Here is a 22,599-nt window from a genome sequence, read left to right as displayed (position 1 = left end):
CGTGGCTGGATTCCTGTGACGTGCACAGGAATGAGCGTGGGGAACGCCTCGCCTTCCACCCGCAAAAACTGCCATCAAATCCCGTCGACCACATTAAAACCCTCAAAAACCGGCGGACCCTTATACATCGCCCTGCGGTCTCCGGCATTGCGGTGCGCCGCGCGAAAATTCTCGGACTTCGTCCAGTTCTGAAAATCCTCTTCGCTCTTCCAGACCGTGTGCGAGGAATAGAGCGTATACCCCTCTTCTTCATTGACCTTGCCTCGCAGCAGGCGGAATTCGACGAAACCGGGCACCTCAGCCAGGCTGGAATCGCGATTGCGCCAGACCGTCTCGAAATCGCCCTCGGTTCCGGTTACCACCTTGAAGCGATTCATTGCGATATACATGAAATCTCCTTACGCCTTCCTCCTGGCGGCCCTTACAGCAGGTGAGGGAAAGGCGAGAATATTATTGCCGTTTGACGCCGCCGCGCCAAGCGGTCTTGTCGCCGCTTCCCCAGGCATTCGCGCCTCCCAGGTCGGGAACAGCGTCACATTCTGGTAGATCTGCCGGCGTTCGGCATACTGCTGAAAAAGCTCGTAAAGCTCGGGCACGAGGCCGCCACCGCTCTGCGCGGCGAGCTTGTGCAGGCCGATCATGGTGAAGCCGTCGGGGCGCTTGTCGTTCATCGGGAATTGTCTCGTTCGTTCATCGTCTGCAGCGCACGTTCCAGGCTGGACTTGCTGCCGTTTCGAAGCGGGATGAAGGCCTTGCTGAACTTCTTGCAGCCGGTCTTCACGCGCAGGCAGGCATCATGGCTGATACAGTCGATGGGGCAGAACACGCAATCAACAGAGGGAAGCAAGGTGTCGATGCGCGAAACCGCCTCGCGCAGGCCGCCATCGTGATGAATGAGTTCGGCGCCGAAATTGCTGGCGATCTGGCGCAGATGCGCCACTTGGCAGTCGCGCCCGCCGACATAAAGGAAACTGCGGCCATCCAGTTTGGTTCGTCCGTTGGATGCCTGGCCGGCCTCCTCGCCCGCACTGTCGCGGACCTCCCGGTTCGATCCCTTCTTGCCCTTGCGAGCCATATGCCACCCGTTCGCTCGTTGATCGTCACACGATTCCTGCGTGTGCGAACGGACCTTATTAAACTTGATTTTTGCAGTAAAGTATAAAGTTGATGATTCTAGTCATATTATCGCGGATTGACCTGGACGGGGAACGTGTAGGTTCGCGAGGATGCGGCGATCGAATCGGGCATGGCCGGCAGGTTGCAGGAGGCCACCCTGGCAAGAGCGGCGCTATCAACCTCAGGGAGCCTCGAGCCACGCATAACACTCGATGCTGTGATGTCGCCGCTGCGATTGACGGTAATGCGAACGGTTAAGGTGGCGGGAGCCGTGCGATAGCGAGACTCCATCCGGTCGACGCAACGGAACAACCGCGCAACAAGTTTGCCTTTATAGTTGGCTTCCGACGCACCTCCCGCCCCGTTCCTGCCACCGGATGTGCGCGAACTATCAGTGGAATTGGCGTCTGCCTGTCCATCTGCAGCGCCCCTGCGCGCCTCCTGCTTGGCATCGCCCTCCGAACCCTGTGCTTTCTTCGGCGGCTGTTTTCTTTCCACCACCTTCTTTTCTACAGGCTTCTCCAGCTTCGGCTTCGGCTGCGGAGCAACCACTTCTGTCGGCGGCTCCGGTTCGGGAGAAACAGGAGCCACCTCCACAGGCTTGATCTCTTCAGGTTGGGATTGCATTGCGGCTGCCATTGGCGGTTCGCTAGAAATCACCGGCTGCTCCGGCACCACCGTCGACATCGGCTGCGCGACGGACGTCTCGGCAGGCGTTTCCGAAACGAGAACCTCCGGTTCTGCAGTCGCAACCGCCTCTGCTGACTGACGCGTAACGTCCTGTAGAGGCTGGACGACCTCGACCGGCTCTGCGTCAACCGGCTCAACGGTTTCCGGTTGAACGACCTCCGGCTGTACTTCCGCCGTTTCGACTGGCTTAACCGTCTCGGGTTCAACGGCCTCTGGGACCACTTCTTCCTGTATGGTCACCTCGGTGTCGCCGGCTGCGCTCTGATCGGCGTCGGAACTGCCGAGCATGACCACGCTGATCGCCTCGCCCGCCTCCATCAGCGTCTCATCCGAGGGCGCAGGCACCACAATAAGCAGCGTGGCTGCCAACGCAGCATGGAAAAAGAATGAGCCAGCACAACTCACCGCCACCCGCCGCCGCACCGGCGTCTTCTCGTCTTCCTGCTTCTCCACCGCCGCATCCATCGGAGGCGCGGGAGTCGGAGCTGCCGGCGCGGTTTCCGGATGGTCGGGAAAGGAGGAGATCTGCGCGAAACGCGTGTAGTGGATCACCGTTTCGCCGGCCGGCTGGCGCTGCGCGTTGCGCAGTTCCGGAAGCTCGTGGCCGGGATGCACGCCAGGCGTATTGTCGTTCAGGCTGTCGCCGGCGTCCGCCTCTCCGATGAGCACGTGTCTCGATCTGGACTTCGCTGAAATCGCCATTGTTTACGCCTCGGACAGCCTGGAACATGTCCGCCGGGGTTCATCCCCCGGCGTATTCTTGAGCAATTCCAGCAAAAGTGCGCAGCGGTTTTGCGTCAGCATTTCCGCGCACGGAAATGCTCTAACCTTCGAAGGGAACGGAGATCTGCGAGCGAGTGACGAGACCCTTCATGCATCCACCGGCGACCGGCCCGTCGCAGACCGGTGTGTCGTTGATCAGGATGCGGGTCACGCTCTCGCATTTGACATTCGGCATGTCGAACTGGCGCACGCGCTTCTTGCCTTGCGGCAGATCGCGGAAGTCGAGAACGGTGATCCGGTCGACGGCATTCTTGTCGTTGAAGAAGGCAAGCTCGAAGGAAACCTTGTCGATGGCGGCGGGTAGCTTGTTGAGCGCCACGAAGGTCATCATGCAGCCCTTCTGCGAGGGCGCCAGCGCATTGAGTTCGACATCGAGGGAGGCTGCGGGCGCCGCCTCCTGCGCGTGGGCTGCGATTGCAACCATCATCACCAAGCCGGCCGCAACGGCCGCAAACCTACCAGTCATAATCGTCTCCGCATTGTCGCGAGCCGTCGGCGGACGGCTTCGCATCAGCAATCTCAAAAACTTGACTACGTTAGTCTCCTATTGCGTCTTTAAAAAACTATGAGTAAGAAAGTCAAGTTAATATTAGACACGACCGGAGACCTTCAGATCCCCGGCCTCACGGAAATGCCAAACCGAAATGATGGTTGATAACTTTAAGGACATGGCGCTGCAGAGCGAGCCTGCGGCGCAGCACCGGATCATCGAAAGCGCGGATCTTTTCCGCGGCACGAACGAGATCATGATCAGACACGACGGGCTGGTTTACCGCCTGAAGATTACCCGCCAGGGCAAGCTCATTCTCAATAAATAGGGCCAATAAACAGGTAAGACATGACTGAGCAGAAAAGACCGGCGCCAGCCGAAATCCGTGCATTTCGCGCCGAAAACCCAAAAATGCGCGAGCGCGATATCGCCGCCCAGCTGAAGATTTCCGAGGCAGCCCTCGTCGCCGCCGAAACCGGCATCAGCGTGACCCGCATCGATGGCAGCGCGGCGAAGCTTCTCGAACGCGTGGAACGTCTCGGCGAAGTGATGGCGCTGTCGCGCAACGAAAGCGCCGTGCACGAAAAGATCGGCGTCTTCGAAAACATCAAGAGCGGCGCCCAGGCCGCGATCGTCCTCGGCGAGAACATCGACCTGCGCATCTTCCCCAACCGCTGGGGGCGTGGCTTTGCCGTCTCCAAGAAGGATGGCGAACAGGAGCGTCTCAGCCTGCAATATTTCGACAAGGCGGGCAACGCCGTGCACAAGGTGCATCTGCGTCCGAATTCGAATATCGAGGCCTATCACGCGATCGTCGCTGAGCTGAAGCTCGAAGAACAGTCGCAGGAATTCGTCGAGGCCGAGAGCTCGAATGCAGCCGACGAGACCGCCGACGTCAGCCGCGACGAGCTGCGCGACAACTGGAGCAAGCTCACCGATACCCACGAATTCTTCGGCATGCTGAAGCGCCTGAAGATCGGCCGCCAGGCGGCTGTGCGCACCGTCGGCGACGACTATGCCTGGAAGCTCGACAACACAGCGACGGCGGAAATGATGCATGTTTCGGTAAAATCGGGCCTGCCGATCATGTGCTTCGTCGCCAATAGCGGGATCGTCCAGATCCATTCCGGCCCGATCTTCAACGTGCAGACGATGGGTCCCTGGATCAACATCATGGACCCGACCTTCCACCTGCATCTGCGCCAGGATCACATCGCCGAGACCTGGGCCGTGCGCAAGCCGACGAAGGACGGCCACGTCACCTCGCTGGAAGCCTACAATGCCGAGGGCGAGATGATCATCCAGTTCTTCGGCAAGCGGAAGGAAGGTACCGATGAACGCGCCGAATGGCGCGAGATCATGGAAAACCTGCCGCGGGCAGCCAGCGTAGCCGCATAAGGATTACAGCGATGACGATGCGTAACAATCTGCGCCGGATTCGTCTATGGGAACTAACCTTGACGGCTGTTGTCATGGCGCTGCCGCTGATCCCGACGGCGCCGGCCGGCAAGCACTTCACTTTCATCCGCACCGCTCACGCCGAGGAAAAGAAGCTAGATACGTCGCGCCTCGTTTCGGTCGGCGGCGACGTCACCGAGATCGTCTACGCCCTCGGCGAGGAAAGCCGGCTGATCGCCCGCGACACGACGAGCCTCTATCCGGAGGCGGCGCTGAAGCTCCCGAATGTCGGTTACATGCGGGCGCTCTCGCCGGAAGGCATCCTTGCGATGAACCCGACGGCGATCATCGCCGTCGAAGGCTCCGGTCCGCCGGAGGCGCTTGTTGTGCTGAAGAATGCCAGCGTTCCCTTCGAGACCGTGCCGAACGCCTTTACCCGCGACGGCATCATCGCCAAGATCGACCGCGTCGGCACGCTGCTCGGCGTGCCTGACAAGGCAAAGACGCTCGAAGAAAAGGTCGCTGCCGATCTCGACACGGCGATCGCCGATGCCGAAAAGCGCCCGGAGGCCGAGCGCAAGCGCGTTCTCTTCATCCTCAGCGCCCAGAACGGCCGGATCATGGCCTCGGGCACCGGCACGGCGGCCGACGGCATGATCAAGCTTGCCGGCGCCGTCAATGCCGTCGGCGTATTTCCGGGCTACAAGCCGCTGACCGACGAGGCGATCATTGAAGCCAAGCCCGACATCATCCTGATGATGAACCGCGGCGACGGCGCCGGCACTAAGAACGAAGACCTGCGGGCCCAGCCGGCAATCGCGTTGACGCCGGCCGGAGAGAAGAAGGCGATCATCCGGATGGACGGCGTCTACCTGCTCGGCTTCGGCCCGCGTACGGCGAGCGCGGTGCGTGACCTCAATGCGGCGATCTACGGGGGCTGATCATGGCCCTGCCTCAAGCCATGACGGAGCGAAGGCGACCATTCCAGATGGAAGAGATGCGTGATATCAGCCAGGCAGGCGACCGGACGCGGCTCGCCCTGCTGGCGATCGCCGTGCTCGCCGCCGGCTCGGTCTTCTCGATGCTGTTTTCGGTGACGACGGGCGCTTCGGATGCATCGATCCTCGACGTGATCCGCAACATGACGGGCACGGAGACGGCGCTCAGCGCCCGTGACCGCATCATCATCTTCGATATCCGCCTGCCCCGGGCGATCCTCGGCTTCCTGATCGGCGCCTCGCTTGCCGTTTCCGGCACGGTGATGCAGGGCCTGTTCCGCAATCCGTTGGCCGATCCCGGCCTCGTCGGCGTCTCCTCCGGCGCAAGCTTCGGCGCGGTCGCCATGATCGTGCTCGGCGGCGGCCTCGCTGCCCCGCTCCAGGCGTTTTTCGGCATCTATGCGCTGCCCGCGGCCGCCTTCGGCGGCGGCCTCGCGACGACGCTGCTGCTATACGGGATTGCGACACGGCATGGCCAGACCTCGGTGGCGACGATGCTGCTCGCCGGCATCGCGCTCGGCGCGCTTGCGCTGGCGCTCACCGGCCTCTTGATCTACTTGGCGAACGACCAGCAGCTGCGCGACCTGACCTTCTGGAGCATGGGCTCGCTTGCCGGCGCCACCTGGACGAAGATCGCCACCGCCGGCCCGATCATTCTCCTGTCCTTCACCGTCCTGCCCTTCCTGGCGCGCGGCCTCAATGCCATCACGCTCGGCGAGGCAGCCGCCTTTCATATGGGCGTGCCGGTGCAGCGGCTGAAGAATGTCGCGATCGTCGGCGTCGCGGCCGCGACCGGCGCTGCCGTCGCCGTCAGCGGCGGAATCGGCTTCGTCGGCATCGTCGTGCCGCATGTCCTGCGCATGGCGATTGGGCCGGATCATCGTTTCTTGCTGCCCGCCGCAGCCCTTCTCGGCGGCTCGCTGCTGATCTTCGCCGACGTGCTCGCCCGCACCCTGGTCGATCCTGCCGAGCTGCCGATCGGCATCATCACCGCAGCGGTCGGCGGCCCGTTCTTCCTGTGGATCCTGCTGAAGCAGCGTTCGCGCCTTGCCCTCTGATCAACCTTGCGAGTGACGTGCAGATGATCGAAGTGTCCGGCCTCTCCGTGCGCCTTTCCGGCAAATCAATCGTCAGCGACGTCGCTTTCAGCGCAAAGGCCGGTGAACTGACGGCGATCGCCGGACCGAACGGCTCCGGCAAGACGACAACGATGAAAGCAATCTCCGGCGAGCTTGCCTATGACGGCTCCGTGCGCATCGGCGGCGATGAGGTGAAGGGGCTGAAGCCCTGGCAGCTTGCCGCCATTCGCGGCGTGCTGCCGCAGGCAAGCGCCATCTCCTTTCCCTTCACTGTGCGCGAGATCGTCCGCATGGGCCTGACCGCGGGCCTGAACCCGCACCCCGACAAAGATCAGACGGCGGCGGCCGCCCTCGCCTCGGTCGATCTGACCGGTTTCGAAGGCCGCTTCTACCAGGAACTCTCCGGCGGCGAGCAGCAGCGCGTGCAGCTTGCCCGCGTGCTCTGCCAGATCTCGGAACCCATCATTGATGGCAAGCCCTGTTGGCTGCTGCTTGACGAGCCGGTCTCAAGCCTCGACATCAGCCATCAGCTGACCATCATGTCCCTCGCCCGCACGTTCTGCGAGCGCGGCGGCGGCGTCATTGCCGTCATGCACGACCTCAACCTGACAGCACTTTTTGCCGATCGCATCGTGCTGATGAAATCCGGCCGGCTCGCCGCCGCCGGTAGAGTTAAAGAGGTGCTGACCGACGAGACGATGCTTTCGGTATTTGGCTGCGCGCTGCGGATCAATCGGGTCCCGGCTGATGGCACGCCTTTCGTGCTCGCCCACAGCGCCCTCTCCCATGCCCGAGCCTGCGCGGGCGGAACTTTTGCCCCTTCAACACGTTGTCGGCAATGATCTGGGTCAATGCCGGGCGACATCATTCATGCAACGGACGGTGGTGACCCTCGTGCGAAACAGGCGGGCTCGCGCGCGCCCCAGCCAATGGAGACAGCCATGAGCTATTCTATCTTCCAGTCCGGCCGCAGCCGCCGCAACGGCACCTTCCACCATCTTGAATCCGGCATCGAAGAACAGATCGAGGCATTGCGCGACGAGCTCGCCGAACTGACGCGCCTCGTCGGCAAGAACTCGCGCCACCAGAGCGAGAAGATTCGCAGCCAGGCTAGCGCCGGCTTTGAGGAACTGCTCGGCCGCAGCGAGGAACTGCTGCGCGAGCTGCAGCACGGTTATGAGCGCGGCGCGACCGAAATGCGCGAGACGGTGCGCAATCATCCGCTGGCAACCATCGGCGCCGCTGCCGCTTTGGGCTTGGCCATCGCCTTCCTCGCCCGTCGCTGAGGAAGCTCGATGCTCTCGATCCTCAGTCTGCTCACGGGCGCAAGCGTGCATCGGACCGTTGCGCGCGTCAAACGCAACAGCATCTTCGTCGCGCTTGCCGCGCTGTTCCTCCTTACAGCCTATGCGCTGGCGGTGGCCGCCGGCGCCATTTGGCTCGCCGGCATCTACGGTCCGCTCGCCGCCGTCCTCTTCCTGGCCTTCGGCGCGCTGCTGATCGCAATCATCATGCTGGTTGTGATGTCGATCATCAACGCCCGCGAGGCACGTCGAGCCCGCGATCGCCGAGCGGCGTTGGAATCTCTGGCGACAGTAGGCATCGGCCTCGTCCGCGCCCAGCCGCTGCTCACTGCCGGCGTCCTGGCCGCCATCGTCGCGGCCAATCTGATCGGCTCGAAGCGGGAGGATTGAGCTGGAGGATGGCGATTGCTGCCCTTCTCCCCGGCGGGGAGAAGGTGGCCCGAAGGTTCGGATGAGGGCCCACACGGCATCATTGTTGCCCTTCGCTTACGCTCCGGATTCGCGGCTTTGCCGCTCACCCCTCATCTGCCTGCCGGCATCTTCTCCCCGCCGCGGAGAAGGGGGATGCGGCAACGCCCTGCTCCGCCGTCGCAGGTCATTTGCTGCTCCCACGTTGCCGTCGCCCCGTTGAGGCAATTTAGGGACGGGCACAACGAAGAAGCCGGCGCTCCAAAACAGCCGCCAGCTTCCTCTGAACATGACTGTTCTCAGAACGCAAAAGCCTTCGATGTCAGCGGCGCCGAGGTCGCATCCGGGCCGAAATCGGCCTCGCCTGAAATCTGCAGCAGTTCCTGCAGGCGCTGCCGCGCGCGGTTGACGCGGCTCTTGATAGTGCCGACGGCGCAGCCGCAGATTTCCGCCGCCTCCTCGTAGGAAAATCCCGAAGCACCGACGAGGATGATCGCCTCGCGCTGGTCCGGCGGCAGCTGATCGAGCGCCTTCTTGAAATCCTGCAGATCGAGTGCGCCATACTGCGAGGGATGCATGGCCATCGATTCCGTGAACAGCCCGTCGCTGTCCTGCACCTCGCGACCGCTCTTGCGCATCTGGCTGTAGAGTTCGTTACGCAGGATCGTGAAGAGCCAGGCCTTCATATTGGTGCCCATCTCGAAATGGTCCTGCTTGGCCCAGGCCTTCATGATGGTATCCTGGACGAGATCGTCGGCGCGATCGTGCCGTCCGATCAGCGAAATGGCAAAAGCGCGAAGGCTAGGGAGGGCCGCCAGCAATTCCCGCTTGAAGCTGGGTTGCAGTTTCTCTTCCATGCGACGATCCTATTCGGCCATCTTGGCAGAAGCCATCATTTCAGCATGGTCGAGCTTTTCGAGAAGATCGAGAAAACGATCGGGGATCGCCTCTTCTTGTGCCGCGGCATAGAGCGACCGCAGCTTGACGCCGATCTGGTTGTTCGGGTCCAGAATATCGCTTGCCCGCAGCTCCAGCTTCCGCTGATCCGCCGCCTCTTTATTGCGTGTAGTCATCAACTCGTCTTCTCACCGTTATCTGTTGCAAAGGCGTGCAATCAAGAGATCAACCACCGACACCGACCGTTCCACTATCGATATCGCTGATATTTGCCGCGGCATGGATCAAAATGCTACGCGCGCCCTTTCTTGTCGGGTGGAATAATGCGGCGCGACAAAAAAAGTTCCTACCGTTCCGGAACTTTTTTACCAAGGCAGCGTTAACTGGCCATTGAACCTACGACCGGCCTGCATACGGGAGCCTTTAATGACACTTTCTACTCGAATTGCGCCGCACCTTCCTTATCTGCGTCGCTATTCCCGCGCCCTTACCGGCACCCAGACTTCAGGCGACGCTTACGTCGCTGCCGTTCTTGAAGCCATTATAGCCGATTTATCGATTTTCCCGGATACGGCCAATGACCGGGTCGCGCTTTACAAACTGTTCACGCAACTGTTTGGTTCCACTGCGGTGCAGATTCCGGAGCCGACTTCCCCTTATGCATGGGAACAGCGCGCCACACTCAATCTGTCCAAGGTTTCCCCCGGCGCCCGCCAGGCTTTCCTGCTCGCGTCGGTGGAGAATTTCCGCGTTGCAGAAATCGCGGAAATTCTCGAACTCGATGAACAGGATGTCATGCAGTTGCTCGACAAGGCCTCGCAGGAAATCTCCCGTCAGGTCGCAACCGACATCATGATTATCGAGGATGAACCACTGATCGCCATGGATATAGAGCAGATGGTCGAAAGCCTCGGCCATCGCGTCACCGGCATTGCCCGCACGCACGCCGAAGCCGTCGCGCTCTACAACAAGACGAAGCCGAGCATGGTGCTCGCCGACATCCAGCTTGCCGACGGCAGTTCCGGCATAGACGCGGTCAACGACATCCTCAAGACGTCGAGCGTGCCGGTGATCTTCATCACCGCATTCCCGGAACGGCTTTTGACGGGCGAACGCCCCGAACCCACTTTCCTCGTCACCAAACCGTTCAATCCCGACATGGTCAAAGCCCTGATCAGTCAAGCGCTTTTCTTCAATGAATCGACCAAGGTAGCCGCCTGAGACGCAATTTTCCGGTTCTCGGAACCAAACCGCCGAGACAGGCGTTCCGGTGCTACCGGGGCGCCCCGATGGCTTTAACGGTTTTTGCAGCGCTTTATTCTAGAGTTGGCAGGCGGTTTCTGGCGGGGCGTTCCGTTCAGCGATGCTCCGAGATGTCACAGGGAAAGGCGGCCGAGTGAATACGACTGAACCATTGTCGGGCACGCCTTTCACATTCGAAGGCAAAGCCGCAATGATGGAGCGGGCGCTCGGCAGCGCCGGGATTTCGATCCTCTGTCAGGACGCGCGGCTTTCAATCTTCTACGCCGAAAATCTGCCGCCGCATTTCGCAGCGCTTTTTATGCCCGGCGGCAGTGATTCCGCCCTTTTCGGTGATGTCCATGGACAATATCTGACGGCGCTGAAGCGCAAGGTGCTGGAGACTGGCATTCCCAACAATGCCGAGGTCGAAATCGATGTCGACGGCGAACTGCGTACCTACGAATTGAAGATCCAACGCACTGGCGACCGCGGCACGCTTGGACTTCTGTCCGTGATGACGGAGGTCACTGAAAGCCGGCATCGCGAAAAAGTGCTGAAATCGCTGCTGCGTGAGCTCTCGCACCGCTCGAAGAACCTTCTCGCTATCATTCAGGGCATTGCGACTCAAACAGCGCGCAACACGCTCTCGCTCGACAGCTTCCTCCTCAAGTTCCGCGGCAGGCTGCAATCGCTTTCGAATTCCCAGGACCTCGTCACGGATTCGAGCTGGCGGGGCGCCTATCTCTTCGAACTCGCTGAAAAGCAGTTCGCTCCCTACTGGCCGGAGACATCGGGCTCCATGCCGATCTACGGCATCAATGCCCATCTGACGCCGAATGCCGCCGTGCATCTCGGCCTCGCCCTCCACGAGCTCATTGTCAACTCCGCTTCCTACGGGGCAATATCAGGCGGCGCCGCCTCAATCACGTTGAACTGCCGCGAAGCGATGATCAACGACAGGAAGGCGATCGAGATCGCCTGGGCCGAAGTGCTGCAGGATCAGTCTGAAGTCCACGAATTCAGCGATAACAGCTTCGGCCGCACCGTGCTGGAGCGTGTCGTACCCTCGTCGGTCAACGGCAAGGCGGAATTGAACCTCGTGCCCGGCCGTATCGAATATCGGCTGACTATTCCGGAAACCGAATTCGAGATCTTCAAGCGAGTGTGAAGAGCGACATCACAACGAAAAACAGCCGGTGCGAGGGCGGCGCACCGGCTGTCTTCACTCACCGGGAGGGGACCGTGAGTACGTCCGGATAGTGGGTTGGGGGCGCGCATGTTGGGTCGATGCGATCACCATCCGGATACCGCAATAACGGCGAAGCTTAAGTTTGGTTCCCTGCCATTCGAAAAAAATTGTCTTTTTTTAATCTTTTTTCTGATGCTCTTTCCTCGCCGCACGCTCAGATAAATCATCGGTCAAAATTGAAGAAATTAATCTTTAAAAAACAGTTATTTACCGGCACCTCTTTCCAGGAGGATCCGTCAAAATTTTACCGTTTGATAAATTTTTAAACCTGAGTTACGCTTTCCCTCACAGGCCGTTTACCAATAATGAGGGAACTTCAATGGAACGACTGGAAACTGGGATTCATGCTGGCCGGCTTTCGCCCGCCGAGTATGAGGCTAATTTTTCCGACCTGCATCCGCGCCTTGACAATCACGAGGCGCTGGTCGCCGCCGACCGCTGTTATTTCTGTTATGACGCGCCGTGCATGACGGCCTGTCCCACCTCGATCGACATTCCGCTTTTCATCCGCCAGATTTCGACCGGCAATCCGCTGGGTTCGGCCAAGACGATCTTCGACCAGAACATCCTCGGCGGCATGTGCGCCCGCGTCTGTCCCACCGAAGAGCTCTGCGAACAGGTCTGCGTGCGTAACACGGCCGAGGAACGGCCCGTCGAGATCGGCCGCCTGCAGCGTTATGCGACCGATGCCGCCATGCAGGTCGGCAAACAGTTCTATGTCAGGGCCGAAGCGACAGGAAAGAAGATCGCCGTCGTCGGCGCCGGCCCGGCAGGTCTTGCCGCCGCCCATCGTCTCGCCGTGAAGGGTCATTCCGTCACGATTTACGACGGCAGGGAAAAATCCGGCGGCCTCAATGAATACGGAATCGCCACCTATAAGACGGTCGACGATTTCGCCCAGCAGGAAGTTGATTACATCATCTCGGTCGGCGGCATCGACGTCCGCCACGGCGCTCTCCTTGGCCGCGATTTTTCGCTCTCCGATCTGCAGTCGCAATATGACGCCGTCTTTCTGGGCATAGGTCTTGCCGGCGTCAATGCGCTGCGTATCGAAGGCGAAAACCTAGCCGGCGTCGAGGACGCCGTAGATTTCATCGCAGCGCTCCGCCAAGCTGAAGACAAAAGCGAAATCGCGATCGGCCGCCGGGTCGTCGTGCTCGGCGGCGGTATGACGGCGATCGACGCTGCCGTGCAGGCAAAGCTGCTTGGCGCCGAAGAGGTGACCATCTGTTACCGCCGCGGCAAGGAGCACATGAACGCCTCCGAATACGAGCAGGATCTGGCCAGCTCGAAGGGCGTCATCATCCGCCACTGGCTGGCGCCGAAATCGATCCTGTCGCAGGACGGCAAAGTTGCCGCGATCGAAGTGGAATACACCAAGATCGTCGAAGGCCGTCTCGTCGGCACTGGCGAGACCGGCGTGATTGCCGCCGACCAGATCTTCAAAGCGATCGGCCAGACCTTTGATGCCGGGGGCCTTGGTTCGCTGCGCATGGAGTCCGGCCGCATCGCGGTCGACGTCGAAGGCCGCACCTCGCTCGACGGCGTCTGGGCCGGCGGCGACTGCGTCTTCGGCGGCGAGGACCTCACGGTTTCCGCCGTCGCCCACGGCCGCGACGCGGCTGAATCCATCCATCGCGCCCTCTCCGCAACAGCCGCTCCGGCTGTCGCGGTTGCTTGAAGGGGAGAATGAACAATGGCTGATCTCCGCAACAATTTTGTCGGCATCAAATCCCCGAACCCGTTCTGGCTGGCATCCGCGCCGCCGACCGACAAAGCCTATAACGTCGAGCGCGCCTTCAAGGCCGGCTGGGGCGGCGTGGTCTGGAAGACGCTCGGCGAGGAAGGCCCGCCCGTCGTCAACGTCAACGGCCCGCGCTACGGCGCGATTTTCGGCGCGGACCGCCGCCTGCTAGGCCTCAACAATATCGAGCTCATCACCGATCGCGACCTCTATACAAACCTGCGTGAAATGAAGCAGGTGAAGATGAACTGGCCGGATCGGGCGCTGATCGCCTCGATCATGGTGCCCTGCGAGGAACAGGCCTGGAAGTCGATCCTGCCTCTGGTCGAGGAGACCGGCGCCGACGGCATCGAACTCAATTTCGGCTGTCCGCACGGCATGTCGGAGCGCGGCATGGGCTCCGCCGTCGGCCAGGTCCCGGAATATATCGAAATGGTCGTGCGCTGGTGCAAGCAGTACACCCGCATGCCCGTCATCACAAAGCTGACGCCCAACATCACTGACATCCGCCGCCCCGCCCGCGCCGCCAAAGCCGGCGGCACCGATGCCGTCTCGCTGATCAATACGATCAATTCGATCGTGTCGGTCGATCTCGACAACTTCGCTCCCAACCCGACGGTCGGCGGCAAGGGCAGCCATGGCGGCTATTGCGGCCCGGCGGTCAAGCCGATCGCTCTCAACATGGTCGCCGAGATCGCACGCGATCCCGAAACCTATGGCATGCCCATCTCCGGCATCGGGGGCATCACCACCTGGCGGGACGCGGCCGAATTCCTGGTTCTCGGCGCCGGCAACGTTCAGGTCTGCACGGCGGCAATGACCTATGGCTTCAAGATCGTGCAGGAGATGATAACGGGTCTCTCCGACTGGATGGACGAAAAGGGCCATCGCAATCTCGACGACATCACCGGCCGCGCAGTGCCCAACGTTACCGACTGGCAGTATCTGAACCTCAACTACGTCGCCAAGGCGAAGATCGACCAGGATGCCTGCATCAAATGCGGCCGCTGCCACATCGCCTGCGAAGACACCTCGCACCAGGCAATCACCAACGTCGTCAACGGGCTACGCCATTTCGAGGTGATCGAAGAGGAATGCGTCGGCTGCAATCTCTGCGTCAACGTCTGCCCGGTCGAGAACTGCATCACCATGGAACCGCTTGCCGCCGGCACCATCGACAAACGCACCGGCCGCGTCGTCGATCCGAACTATGCCAACTGGACGACCCACCCGAATAATCCGATGGCCCGCCAGGCGGCGGAGTGACGGCTTCGCAACGCCGCGGACCAGCGCGTCCGCGGCGTAGCGCCAGATTGCAAATCCGGATTTCCGGCTTGATGGACGACCCTGAAGCGGGAACATCATGAGGCTGCCGAAGTTAGCGCAGGCGATCTCCGCGAGAGAGCCATGCACGACCACTCAAGCAGCGAAAAATCGAGACCGGCACCCCCCCGTTGGAGCCGACGCCTCCCCATCGGAGCGGAGGTTGATGCCGGCGGCGTTTCGTTCCGGCTATGGGCCCCTGCCAGGGAACGCTGTTTCCTCGTCATCGAGGAAAGTTCCGGATACGAGATGACGGCGGAGGAAGGCGGCTACTTCTGCCTCTATCTGCCCGGTCTGGCTGCAGGGACGCGATACCGGTTTCACTTTGAGGACGCAGCTGATCTTCTTGCCGATCCTGCCTCGCGTTTTCAGCCGGAGGGTCCATCGGGGCCATCAGTCGTCGTGGATCCGACGCGGTATCAGTGGCGCGATCACCATTGGCAAGGAATGTCCCCCTTCGGAGCCGCTCTCTATGAGATGCACGTCGGCACCTTCACAAGGGAGGGGACCTTTGCGGCGGCCAGGGAAAAGCTGGCAAGACTCCGGTCGATTGGCATCAACTGCCTGGAAGTCATGCCGATCAACGAATTTGAAGGCGAGTTCGGCTGGGGTTACGACGGCACGTTGCTCTATGCTCCGACCCGACTCTATGGACCACCGGATGATGTGCGCGCCTTTGTCGACGAAGCCCACCGGATCGGCATTGGGGTGATCCTCGACGTCGTCTACAATCACTTCGGTAAAGGTGAGCGTTTTTGCGAATTCACACCAGACTATTTCACCGAGCGGTATTCGAACGAGTGGGGCAAGTCGATCAACTTCGATGGACCGAACAGCCGTGGCGTTCGCGAGTATGTCGCAAAGAACGCGGCTTATTGGATCGACGAATTTCATTTTGATGGACTGCGCATCGATGCAACGCAGGCCTTATTCGACTCAAGCCGCGAACACATCGTCACGGTTATCGCCAGGGAAGCTCGCGCAGCAGCGACACAGCGTCAAATCTATCTCGTCAGCGAAAATGAGCCGCAACAAACCAGTATGGTGCGGCCGGCTGAGGTGGGAGGGCATGGGCTGGACGCCTTGTGGAATGAGGATTTCCACCGCTCCGCGACAGTGGCGCTGACGGGCCGCAACGAAGCCTATTTTCATGATTATTGTGGTACCGCTCAGGAGCTCGTTTCCGCCGCCAAATATGGCTGCCTGTTTCAGGGACAAAGATATGATTGGCAGGACAAACCACGGGGCACTGCGGGGCTCGACCTCAAGCCGTGGAATTTCGTACACTTTCTCCAAAACCACGATCAAGTCGCTAACTCCGGCACAGGAGCGAGGATCGGCCACATAACATCGCCGGCTCGCCTTCGAGCCCTGACGGCGCTCCAGCTGCTGGGGCCGCAGACGCCCATGCTCTTTCAGGGGCAGGAGTTTGGTTCCTCTTCCCCGTTCTATTATTTCGCTGATCACACAGGAGAAATCGCCGACATCGTACGGCAGGGACGGCGCGATTTTATCAGTCAATTCCCGAACCTGCGGGATGAAGAACTCATCAGACACATGGCGGATCCATGTGCTCGCGAGACGTTCGACAAGGTGAAGCTTGATTGGGCCGAATGGGAGAGGAACGCGGCAGTCGTTCAGCTTCATCGCGACCTGCTGAATCTGCGTCAGACGGAAAAGGCATTTTCCCGCCAAGCCTGCGCCCGTGACGGGCAATTGGACGGCAGTATCTTGTCCAGCGCCTCCAGCACCGCCTTCCTCCTCAGATTCTTCGCGGAAAAACCGTCTGAGGAGAGACTATTGCTGATCAACTTCGGCAATGATCTCGTGATCGACAGTCTGCCGGACCCGCTTTTTGCTTCACCAAGAGGTCACCAATGGCATCTCTGGTGGTCGAGTGAAGATGCCGCCTACGGTGGCAGCGGACGCCGCCCCTATCACTTTCAGAAGCGTTGGGTATTGAACGGGGATATCGCCCTGGTTCTCGCCCCCGTCAAAGTCGACAACCGGCAAAACGCCTCGGCAGTGCCAATGGAGGAATGGCAGGCCGGCATTTTGCGAGCCGGAGACTCCCGGTAGCTAACGGCAGGCACCCGGGCTTCGGCGTTCAAGCAGACGTTCGAGGAACTGAGCGAGGGAGTGGCCTGAATTCTCGCCCTCGCCACTGAGGACGGTAACACCCCACCTCTTTAGAACATGCACCTGGACTTCGGTTGGCTCGTGCATGAAGAGAAAAAGCGGTGGTCGGTGTCGGTCCAGTCCTGTCCGCCGCCATGTTGACCACAAGTGATGCAGCAAAAAGCGAATATTCAGATCGGACATGCTGTAGCCGATGAACAGCAACGTCGAGGCGAAGGCATCGCTCCTGAATTTAATATCCAAGGGAGCGTCGAATGAGAGGCGATCGAAATAATCCGACTCGGTCAGCACCAGCGTGTCGGGATCGGAGAAATCACCGTGGTACTTGACGATCTGCGTTTTGCCGGCTGGCGCGGCCGCCATGTCTTTCGCACTTGTGATCCGGGTGAACGGCCGCTCGAATGTCTCATAGGACATTTCCAGATTTGCATCATAATTTGTGGTGTAAACGAGAGGAAAGTCCAGTTCCACGATGAGCCGATGCAACTCCGAACTCCTCAGTTGCTCCGGCGAAATCTGCCACTCGCGCTTCATCCATGCGACCAACTGAGACAATGACCCGTGCTTCAGCCGGTAATATTCGGCGATTTCCTGATAGGTGGTGCCGTGCTCGGCGGCGAACGACGACGGCAGGCCGAGATCCACCAACATGTGGTCGATGAGGCAGGTCCACGACGGCAAGCCGACATTCATCGATATGCCTGCCCCAACGAACAAGATGGCCTGCCGGCGTTCAAGCGCGCCGGCGATCGCCATTATCTGTTCATCGTGTGGCACGAATCCCTCCTGACTGCCATAGATCGAACGTCGTCTGGAGGGACTTGTTTCCGTTCGCTAGCGTACCTCCGTGAGGTGCCCAAGCGGCCGGCTGCAAGGATGCAACCGAACCGGCAGCTCCGTGGCCCAGCTGAGCCTGCCTAAGTGGCGTCGCCGGTCCTCTGGGGGCCCCTGCGCGTCTCCAGCTCGTGGGCATAGGGTCCCGCATGTCCACCGGTTCTCATGAAGTGCTTATCGATCTCGGCGATAATCGCTTCAGCTTTTTCTCCGGCATTTAATCTGATCAGAGCGTCCAGTTTCGCTTCGGTGCGATCATCGTTTTCCTTCGAAGACGGAGAGCCGATATAGAGAAAGTAGGCAAGACCGACGACCTGCCAGAGCAACTGCAAGAATTCGGACTGCCAGTTTTCAAAGGTGTCTCGGCTCATCTCCATCAGGTAGGCATTGATATCAGGGGCTTGACCGTGGCTCTGTTGCTCGCCGACAAAGGCGAACCAGCCAAATAACCAATGGCCGGCGAGCGAAAATAGAAAGAAGCCGACCGTGATCCAGGCGTAGGCGTATTTCTTGAACATGATACCTCCTTTGGACAGGCGACCGGTGGGCGGCGCGTGCACGACCAGCCGCACTTTTTGAAGTCCTCATCAGCTGATACCTGGCCTGCCCTCCAAGTCCGCTCGGATCGAGAGATCGCCTGCAGCAATCGGCGCGCCGATGCTGAAAGCGGGCACGACCTCGTGTCCAAAGGTTTTGATGAACTCGCGCTGGTTGCGCCCGACATTGTGGATATAAATCTCTTCAAATCCCATCGCGATATCGGCCTTCAGCCACTCGACGTGCTGTTGCGGATCGGCCGAGATGCGCACATGCTCATCCATGTCTTCGGGCCGCACCTTCAGGCACGCCTCGTCGAACTCCTCCGGCAAACGAAGCGTTTCCGAGATCGCGGCCGAAATCGCGTTGCTCCGCCATTGGTCGAAAGCGTTTGCCCTGGCTTCGCCTTCGGAGTCGGCATAGGACACATGCGCCTGTAAATAGAGCGGCTTGTCCTTCCCGCCGCCACGGCGGAAGGCTTCGACGACTTCGCCGAGCTTGTCGGGCGGCTGGTTGATGGTGATAAGCGCATCCGCCCATTCTCCCGCCCACTCGGCCGTTTCGGGCGAAAGAGCACCGGCGACAATGCGGGGAAGCCTGTTCGACAGGGTATGGACCCGCGCCTGATCGACTTTGATCGGCGCTGACCGACTGACAAGCTTCCCCGACCATAAGTCCCGTATGATCTCGACCGCCGCTCGCAGTCGTTCATTTCTTTCTGCCTTGGAAGGCCAGCGTTCACCCATGACGTGTTCATTCATGGCTTGCCCGCTGCCGACCGCGATCCACGGCAACCGTCCGGAAAACATCTCTGCGATCGTCGCGCCGGCCTGTGCAGTAATCGCCGGATGATAACGCCAGCCCATAGGGACGGTTATGATACCGAAGGGAATAGACCGCGTCGCCTGGAGGGCCGCCCCTAACCAAGCCCAAGCAAAGCCTGACTGACCCTGCCTCTCGCTCCATGGCGTCAGATGATCGGACGACATCACGGCGCCGAAACCTGCAGCTTCCGCCGCCTGCACATATCCAAGGAGCTCACTTGGCGAAAATTGTTCATGGGATGCGTGATAACCGATGAGCGTCATGATCCGTTTCCTTCCGAAACAAACCAATGGTTGACATAGGACTCGAGCTCCGGGCGTGGTTGGAGGATACCTTCGAACTCCACATCGCCGATGAGATCTCTGAACTTCCTGGGCTGCATGCCGCTAAAATCGATTTCCGTCTTGTAGGAAAACGGTCCGTCGGCGACGATCGGCTGACACAGTTTTCCGACATTCGCACTGGAGAATCCCGCCTTCCTCTCCGACCACCATTGCATTGGCACCCGCACTGCTGGTCGCGGTGCTTGCCTAGGACGGGTTCTGTACCTTCGAATATGGAATAGCCTATGCATACCAGCTGCTGCTTCGGTTCGGCACCGCGACGGTCTCCCGATAATCTCTGTTGCCACACCTTCTAACGGTTCCGGAGGGAGGGGGTTCCTTGAGCCGCGCCACGGCTACGAACGGGAAGTTGGGATGAAGTCCGGCCTGATGGAACCCACGCGCACCACCGGTGTTCTCCCAAGATCCCAAACAAGTAGGAAAGCTTCCGATGGATCAGTCCACGACACCGCTGGGAGGTCCCACGCGATCACCTCTCCAACCGAAATGGTGGCATACGGCAACTGTCTATCAGGTCTATCCGCGCAGCTTCTGCGATTGTAACGGAGATGGCATCGGCGATATTCCGGGCATTACCTCCAAGCTCGATTATCTGAAGAAACTCGGGATCGACATCATCTGGCTATCGCCGATCTACAGGTCGCCGATGGACGACAACGGTTATGACATATCCGACTATAGGGACATCGCGCCCGAGTTCGGCACGCTCGCCGATTTCGACCAGTTGGTGGCAAAAGCTAGAGAACGTGGAATCGGCATCATGCTCGATCTCGTCGTCAACCTCACATCGGACGAGCATCCATGGTTTGTTCAATCCCGTCAGGGGCCGAATAACCCGTTCCGCGACTTCTACATCTGGCGCAAGCCAGCGCCGGACGGAGGGGCGCCCAACGGCCTGAAATCCTCCTTCGGCGGGCCGGCATGGACGCTCGATCCCGGCACCGGGGAATATTACCTGCACATGTTTTCCCGCCGCCAGCCGGACCTCAGTTGGGAGAACGAAAGGGTGCGGGCGGAAATCTATGACATGATGAACTGGTGGCTCGAACGCGGCATCGCAGGCTTTCGGATGGATGTCATCGACTACATCGGCAAGCAGGTGGACCGGGAGATCGTCAAGGACGGGCCGCACCTGCACGACTATCTGCAGGAGATGAATGCCAAAACCTTCGGCAGCCGCGACATCCTGACGGTCGGCGAAGCCTGGAGCGCCACGCCGGGCGCGGCGCTCCTCTATTCCGGGCGTGAACGCCGGGAACTGTCGATGATCTTCCAGTTCGAGCACGTCACCCAGCAATGGGACGCGGTTTACGGGAAATGGCGCCCGAAACCGTTCGACCTCGTGAACCTCAAGACCGTCCTCAGCAAGTGGCAGCTGGCTCTATCCGAAGATGGGTGGAATTCTCTTTTCTGGGGCAATCACGATTTGCCGCGCGCCGTATCGCGCTACGGCAATGTCAGCGGCTATCACGTCGAGTCGGCAAAGATGCTGGCGACCGTTCTACATCTGCTGAAGGGCACGCCTTTCATCTATCAGGGCGAGGAGATCGGCATGACTAACGTCCCCTTCACCTCGATTTCACAGTATCGCGATATCGAAACCATCAACATGCATAGGCTGCACGTGGAGGCCGGCCTTTCACCGGAGGAATTCATCCGCGGCGCAAACGAGAACGACCGCGATAACGCCCGCACACCGATGCAATGGAGTGCTGCCCCCTACGGCGGTTTCTCCACCGGCGTGCCCTGGATCGAGGTCAATCCCAATTACCCGAAGGTCAACGCCGAAGCGGCCATCAAGGACGAGAAGTCGATCTGGAACCATTATCGCAAGCTGATCGCTCTCCGGAAAACCCACCCTGTCATCGTCTATGGGGAGTACCGGTCCTGGCTCGACCAGCACCCGGATGTCTTCGTTTATACCCGCGCGCTCGACAGGAGCTGGTTCATAGTGGTTGCCAACTTCACCGCTAGGACTATTGCGCTGAGTTTACCGACGGAGCTCGCCATCAAGGGAGAATGCCTGATCTGCAATTATGAACCGGTGCACATGATCGGGGAAACGGTTGAGCTCAAGCCGTACGAGACCTTTGCCATAGAGTGTAAGGGAAGCAAGTGGCACCGTCAGGCGCTAACCGCCGAATGACTTCCGATAGGCATGCGGGCTCGTGCCCAGCCGCTTGCGGAAGTGGTGCCGCATCGTCGCCAGCGTGCCGAAGCCGCTTGATATCGCGATATCGTCGAGCGATACGGCAAGTTCTCTTTCGAGAAGGTCGCGCGCATGGCGCAGCCGCTCCTTCAGCAGCCATTCGCCGACGCTGAGACCCGTCGTCGCTTCGAAGCGGCGCTGGAAAGTGCGTATGCTCATGCCGGCCCTTTTGGCGAGCAGGCTGATCGGCTGCTCCTCGGCAAGGCTTGCGCGCATCCAGTCGATCAGCGGGCTGAGGCGTATGCCCTCACGTTCCTCCGGAACCGGCGCGCCGATGAACTGCGCCTGCCCGCCTTCGCGGTGCGGCGGCACGACGAGGCGGCGGGCGACGCTGTTTGCCGCCTCCGAGCCGAAATCGCCGCGCACCACATGCAGGCAGAGATCGATGCCTGCGGCGCTGCCGGCCGCTGTCAGCAGGCTGCCCTCATCTATGTAGAGTACATCCGCGTCGAGCGTGATGTCGGGATAAAGCGCCGCGATCGAGTTGACATAGCGCCAATGTGTTGTCGCCCTGCGGTTGGCAAGCAGTCCGGCGCCGGCAAGGACTGCAACGCCGGAACAGAGCGACATGATGCGCGCGCCGCGCTGATGCGCTGCCTTGAGAGCGGCGGCAAGCGGTTCCGGCACCGGCGCATCGATCGACCGCCAGCCGGGCACGACGATCAGGTCCGCCGCGTCGAGCACTTCCAGCCCCCTGTCGACCGCGACCGTCAATCCGCCGGCGGCGCGAAGCGGCCCCAGCTCGATGCCGCAGACGGAGAAGTGATACCACCCCTCGCCCATCTCGGGACGCGGCAGGCCGAATACCTCATAAGCTATCCCGAATTCGAAGGTGCAGAGCCCGTCATAGGCAAGCACCGCGACCAGCGGTCCGTTCGTCTTCGGAGATATTTTTGGCATGATCTTTACGCTGTCAGTCATGATGGCCAATTTCGCCAAGCTTTAACATCGGCGATATCAGGGGGCAATCCAGCACGAAAGGAAAGACCG

24 protein-coding genes and 1 pseudogene are annotated in these 22,599 nt (G+C 60.3%); 13 read left to right on the top strand and 12 right to left on the bottom strand.

The annotated features are described in order from the left end of the window. Positions 1-74 precede the first annotated feature (74 nt). The 5 genes from FHT70_RS04360 to FHT70_RS04340 form a co-directional block, all read right to left on the bottom strand. Positions 75-389, bottom strand: a complete 315-nt coding sequence (locus FHT70_RS04360; RefSeq protein WP_183699166.1) for an antibiotic biosynthesis monooxygenase — start codon at positions 387-389, stop codon at positions 75-77. Positions 390-398: 9 nt separating this feature from the next. Continuing rightward, positions 399-671, bottom strand: a complete 273-nt coding sequence (locus tag FHT70_RS04355) for a hypothetical protein (protein ID WP_183699164.1) — start codon at positions 669-671, stop codon at positions 399-401. Further along, entirely contained in the window at positions 668-1,075 is a 408-nt protein-coding gene (locus FHT70_RS04350; RefSeq protein ID WP_085779150.1) for a DUF2325 domain-containing protein, read from the bottom strand. Before FHT70_RS04350 ends, FHT70_RS04355 begins: the two co-directional genes overlap by 4 nt. A 107-nt stretch (positions 1,076-1,182) precedes the next feature. Beyond that, positions 1,183-2,508: a TonB family protein gene (locus FHT70_RS04345; RefSeq protein ID WP_183699162.1), complete on the bottom strand. Its 1,326-nt coding sequence runs from the start codon at positions 2,506-2,508 to the stop codon at positions 1,183-1,185. Between the two features lie 121 nt (positions 2,509-2,629). Next, positions 2,630-3,055, bottom strand: coding sequence for a hypothetical protein (locus FHT70_RS04340; protein WP_183699160.1), 426 nt, complete (start codon positions 3,053-3,055; stop codon positions 2,630-2,632). Between the two features lie 178 nt (positions 3,056-3,233). On the opposite strand from FHT70_RS04340, the gene FHT70_RS04335 reads away from it, so the two are divergent. From FHT70_RS04335 to FHT70_RS04305, 7 genes are all read left to right on the top strand, one after another. Further along, positions 3,234-3,407, top strand: a complete 174-nt coding sequence (locus FHT70_RS04335; protein WP_183699158.1) for a hemin uptake protein HemP — start codon at positions 3,234-3,236, stop codon at positions 3,405-3,407. A 20-nt stretch (positions 3,408-3,427) separates the two neighbouring features. Further along, positions 3,428-4,477 carry a ChuX/HutX family heme-like substrate-binding protein gene (locus tag FHT70_RS04330; RefSeq protein WP_183699156.1) on the top strand — a complete coding sequence of 350 codons (1,050 nt, stop codon included), beginning with the start codon at positions 3,428-3,430 and terminating at the stop codon, positions 4,475-4,477. A gap of 11 nt (positions 4,478-4,488) precedes the next feature. After that, a complete protein-coding gene (locus tag FHT70_RS04325; RefSeq protein ID WP_183699154.1) occupies positions 4,489-5,418 on the top strand; it encodes an ABC transporter substrate-binding protein in 930 nt (309 codons plus the stop codon). A gap of 2 nt (positions 5,419-5,420) precedes the next feature. Beyond that, positions 5,421-6,533 (top strand): iron ABC transporter permease, encoded by a 1,113-nt coding sequence (locus FHT70_RS04320; RefSeq protein ID WP_183699152.1) that lies wholly within the window; start codon positions 5,421-5,423, stop codon positions 6,531-6,533. Positions 6,534-6,556: 23 nt separating this feature from the next. Next, positions 6,557-7,396, top strand: coding sequence for a heme ABC transporter ATP-binding protein (locus tag FHT70_RS04315; RefSeq protein ID WP_183699150.1), 840 nt, complete (start codon positions 6,557-6,559; stop codon positions 7,394-7,396). A 99-nt stretch (positions 7,397-7,495) separates the two neighbouring features. Further along, positions 7,496-7,840, top strand: coding sequence for a DUF883 family protein (locus tag FHT70_RS04310; protein ID WP_085779156.1), 345 nt, complete (start codon positions 7,496-7,498; stop codon positions 7,838-7,840). Between the two features lie 9 nt (positions 7,841-7,849). Next, complete coding sequence (locus tag FHT70_RS04305) at positions 7,850-8,248, top strand: hypothetical protein (RefSeq protein WP_183699148.1); 399 nt, start codon at positions 7,850-7,852, stop codon at positions 8,246-8,248. Between the two features lie 317 nt (positions 8,249-8,565). Here FHT70_RS04305 and FHT70_RS04300 read toward each other — a convergent pair whose 3' ends face one another. Together FHT70_RS04300 and FHT70_RS04295 are read right to left on the bottom strand one after the other, a co-directional pair. Further along, positions 8,566-9,123, bottom strand: a complete 558-nt coding sequence (locus FHT70_RS04300; protein ID WP_011426507.1) for an RNA polymerase sigma factor — start codon at positions 9,121-9,123, stop codon at positions 8,566-8,568. 9 nt (positions 9,124-9,132) lie between these two features. Then, positions 9,133-9,339 (bottom strand): NepR family anti-sigma factor, encoded by a 207-nt coding sequence (locus tag FHT70_RS04295; RefSeq protein ID WP_011426508.1) that lies wholly within the window; start codon positions 9,337-9,339, stop codon positions 9,133-9,135. A 250-nt stretch (positions 9,340-9,589) separates the two neighbouring features. Between FHT70_RS04295 and FHT70_RS04290 the strand changes: the two genes are divergently transcribed. The 5 genes from FHT70_RS04290 to treZ all read left to right on the top strand — a co-directional run bounded on the left by FHT70_RS04290 (position 9,590) and on the right by treZ (position 16,800). Beyond that, positions 9,590-10,384 carry a response regulator gene (locus tag FHT70_RS04290; RefSeq protein WP_020922074.1) on the top strand — a complete coding sequence of 265 codons (795 nt, stop codon included), beginning with the start codon at positions 9,590-9,592 and terminating at the stop codon, positions 10,382-10,384. A gap of 193 nt (positions 10,385-10,577) precedes the next feature. After that, complete coding sequence (locus FHT70_RS04285) at positions 10,578-11,573, top strand: sensor histidine kinase (RefSeq protein ID WP_176536356.1); 996 nt, start codon at positions 10,578-10,580, stop codon at positions 11,571-11,573. Positions 11,574-11,973: 400 nt separating this feature from the next. Then, complete coding sequence (locus tag FHT70_RS04280; protein WP_183699146.1) at positions 11,974-13,335, top strand: NAD(P)-dependent oxidoreductase; 1,362 nt, start codon at positions 11,974-11,976, stop codon at positions 13,333-13,335. Positions 13,336-13,350: 15 nt separating this feature from the next. Beyond that, a complete protein-coding gene (gene preA / locus FHT70_RS04275; protein WP_097600644.1) occupies positions 13,351-14,664 on the top strand; it encodes an NAD-dependent dihydropyrimidine dehydrogenase subunit PreA in 1,314 nt (437 codons plus the stop codon). A 141-nt stretch (positions 14,665-14,805) separates the two neighbouring features. Further along, positions 14,806-16,800 (top strand): malto-oligosyltrehalose trehalohydrolase, encoded by a 1,995-nt coding sequence (treZ, locus tag FHT70_RS04270; protein ID WP_183699144.1) that lies wholly within the window; start codon positions 14,806-14,808, stop codon positions 16,798-16,800. Here the strand turns inward: treZ and FHT70_RS04265 are convergent, their stop codons facing one another. The 4 genes and pseudogenes from FHT70_RS04265 to FHT70_RS30670 all read right to left on the bottom strand — a co-directional run. After that, a complete protein-coding gene (locus FHT70_RS04265; protein ID WP_348649513.1) occupies positions 16,801-17,637 on the bottom strand; it encodes an SIR2 family protein in 837 nt (278 codons plus the stop codon). It lies immediately after the preceding gene. Between the two features lie 140 nt (positions 17,638-17,777). Next, positions 17,778-18,212, bottom strand: coding sequence for a DUF6766 family protein (locus FHT70_RS04260; RefSeq protein WP_097600646.1), 435 nt, complete (start codon positions 18,210-18,212; stop codon positions 17,778-17,780). A gap of 69 nt (positions 18,213-18,281) precedes the next feature. After that, positions 18,282-19,319, bottom strand: a complete 1,038-nt coding sequence (locus FHT70_RS04255; protein WP_246721735.1) for a TIGR03885 family FMN-dependent LLM class oxidoreductase — start codon at positions 19,317-19,319, stop codon at positions 18,282-18,284. Beyond that, positions 19,316-19,567, bottom strand: a pseudogene (locus tag FHT70_RS30670) (maltose alpha-D-glucosyltransferase); the annotation flags it as partial. The gene FHT70_RS04255 and the pseudogene FHT70_RS30670, both read right to left, overlap by 4 nt. A gap of 263 nt (positions 19,568-19,830) precedes the next feature. Here FHT70_RS30670 and FHT70_RS04250 point away from each other — a divergent pair. Next, positions 19,831-21,546, top strand: coding sequence for an alpha-glucosidase (locus FHT70_RS04250; protein WP_183699142.1), 1,716 nt, complete (start codon positions 19,831-19,833; stop codon positions 21,544-21,546). On the opposite strand, the gene ftrA is transcribed toward FHT70_RS04250, so the two are convergent. Then, entirely contained in the window at positions 21,532-22,530 is a 999-nt protein-coding gene (ftrA, locus tag FHT70_RS04245) for a transcriptional regulator FtrA (protein WP_183699140.1), read from the bottom strand. The two genes, FHT70_RS04250 and ftrA, sit on opposite strands and share 15 nt — an antisense overlap. Positions 22,531-22,599 lie beyond the last annotated feature (69 nt).

It is taken from the genome of Rhizobium sp. BK049 (genome assembly GCF_014193135.1).
Taxonomy (GTDB): Bacteria; Pseudomonadota; Alphaproteobacteria; order Rhizobiales; family Rhizobiaceae; genus Rhizobium.
This window is presented reverse-complemented; position numbering and strand designations above follow the sequence as displayed.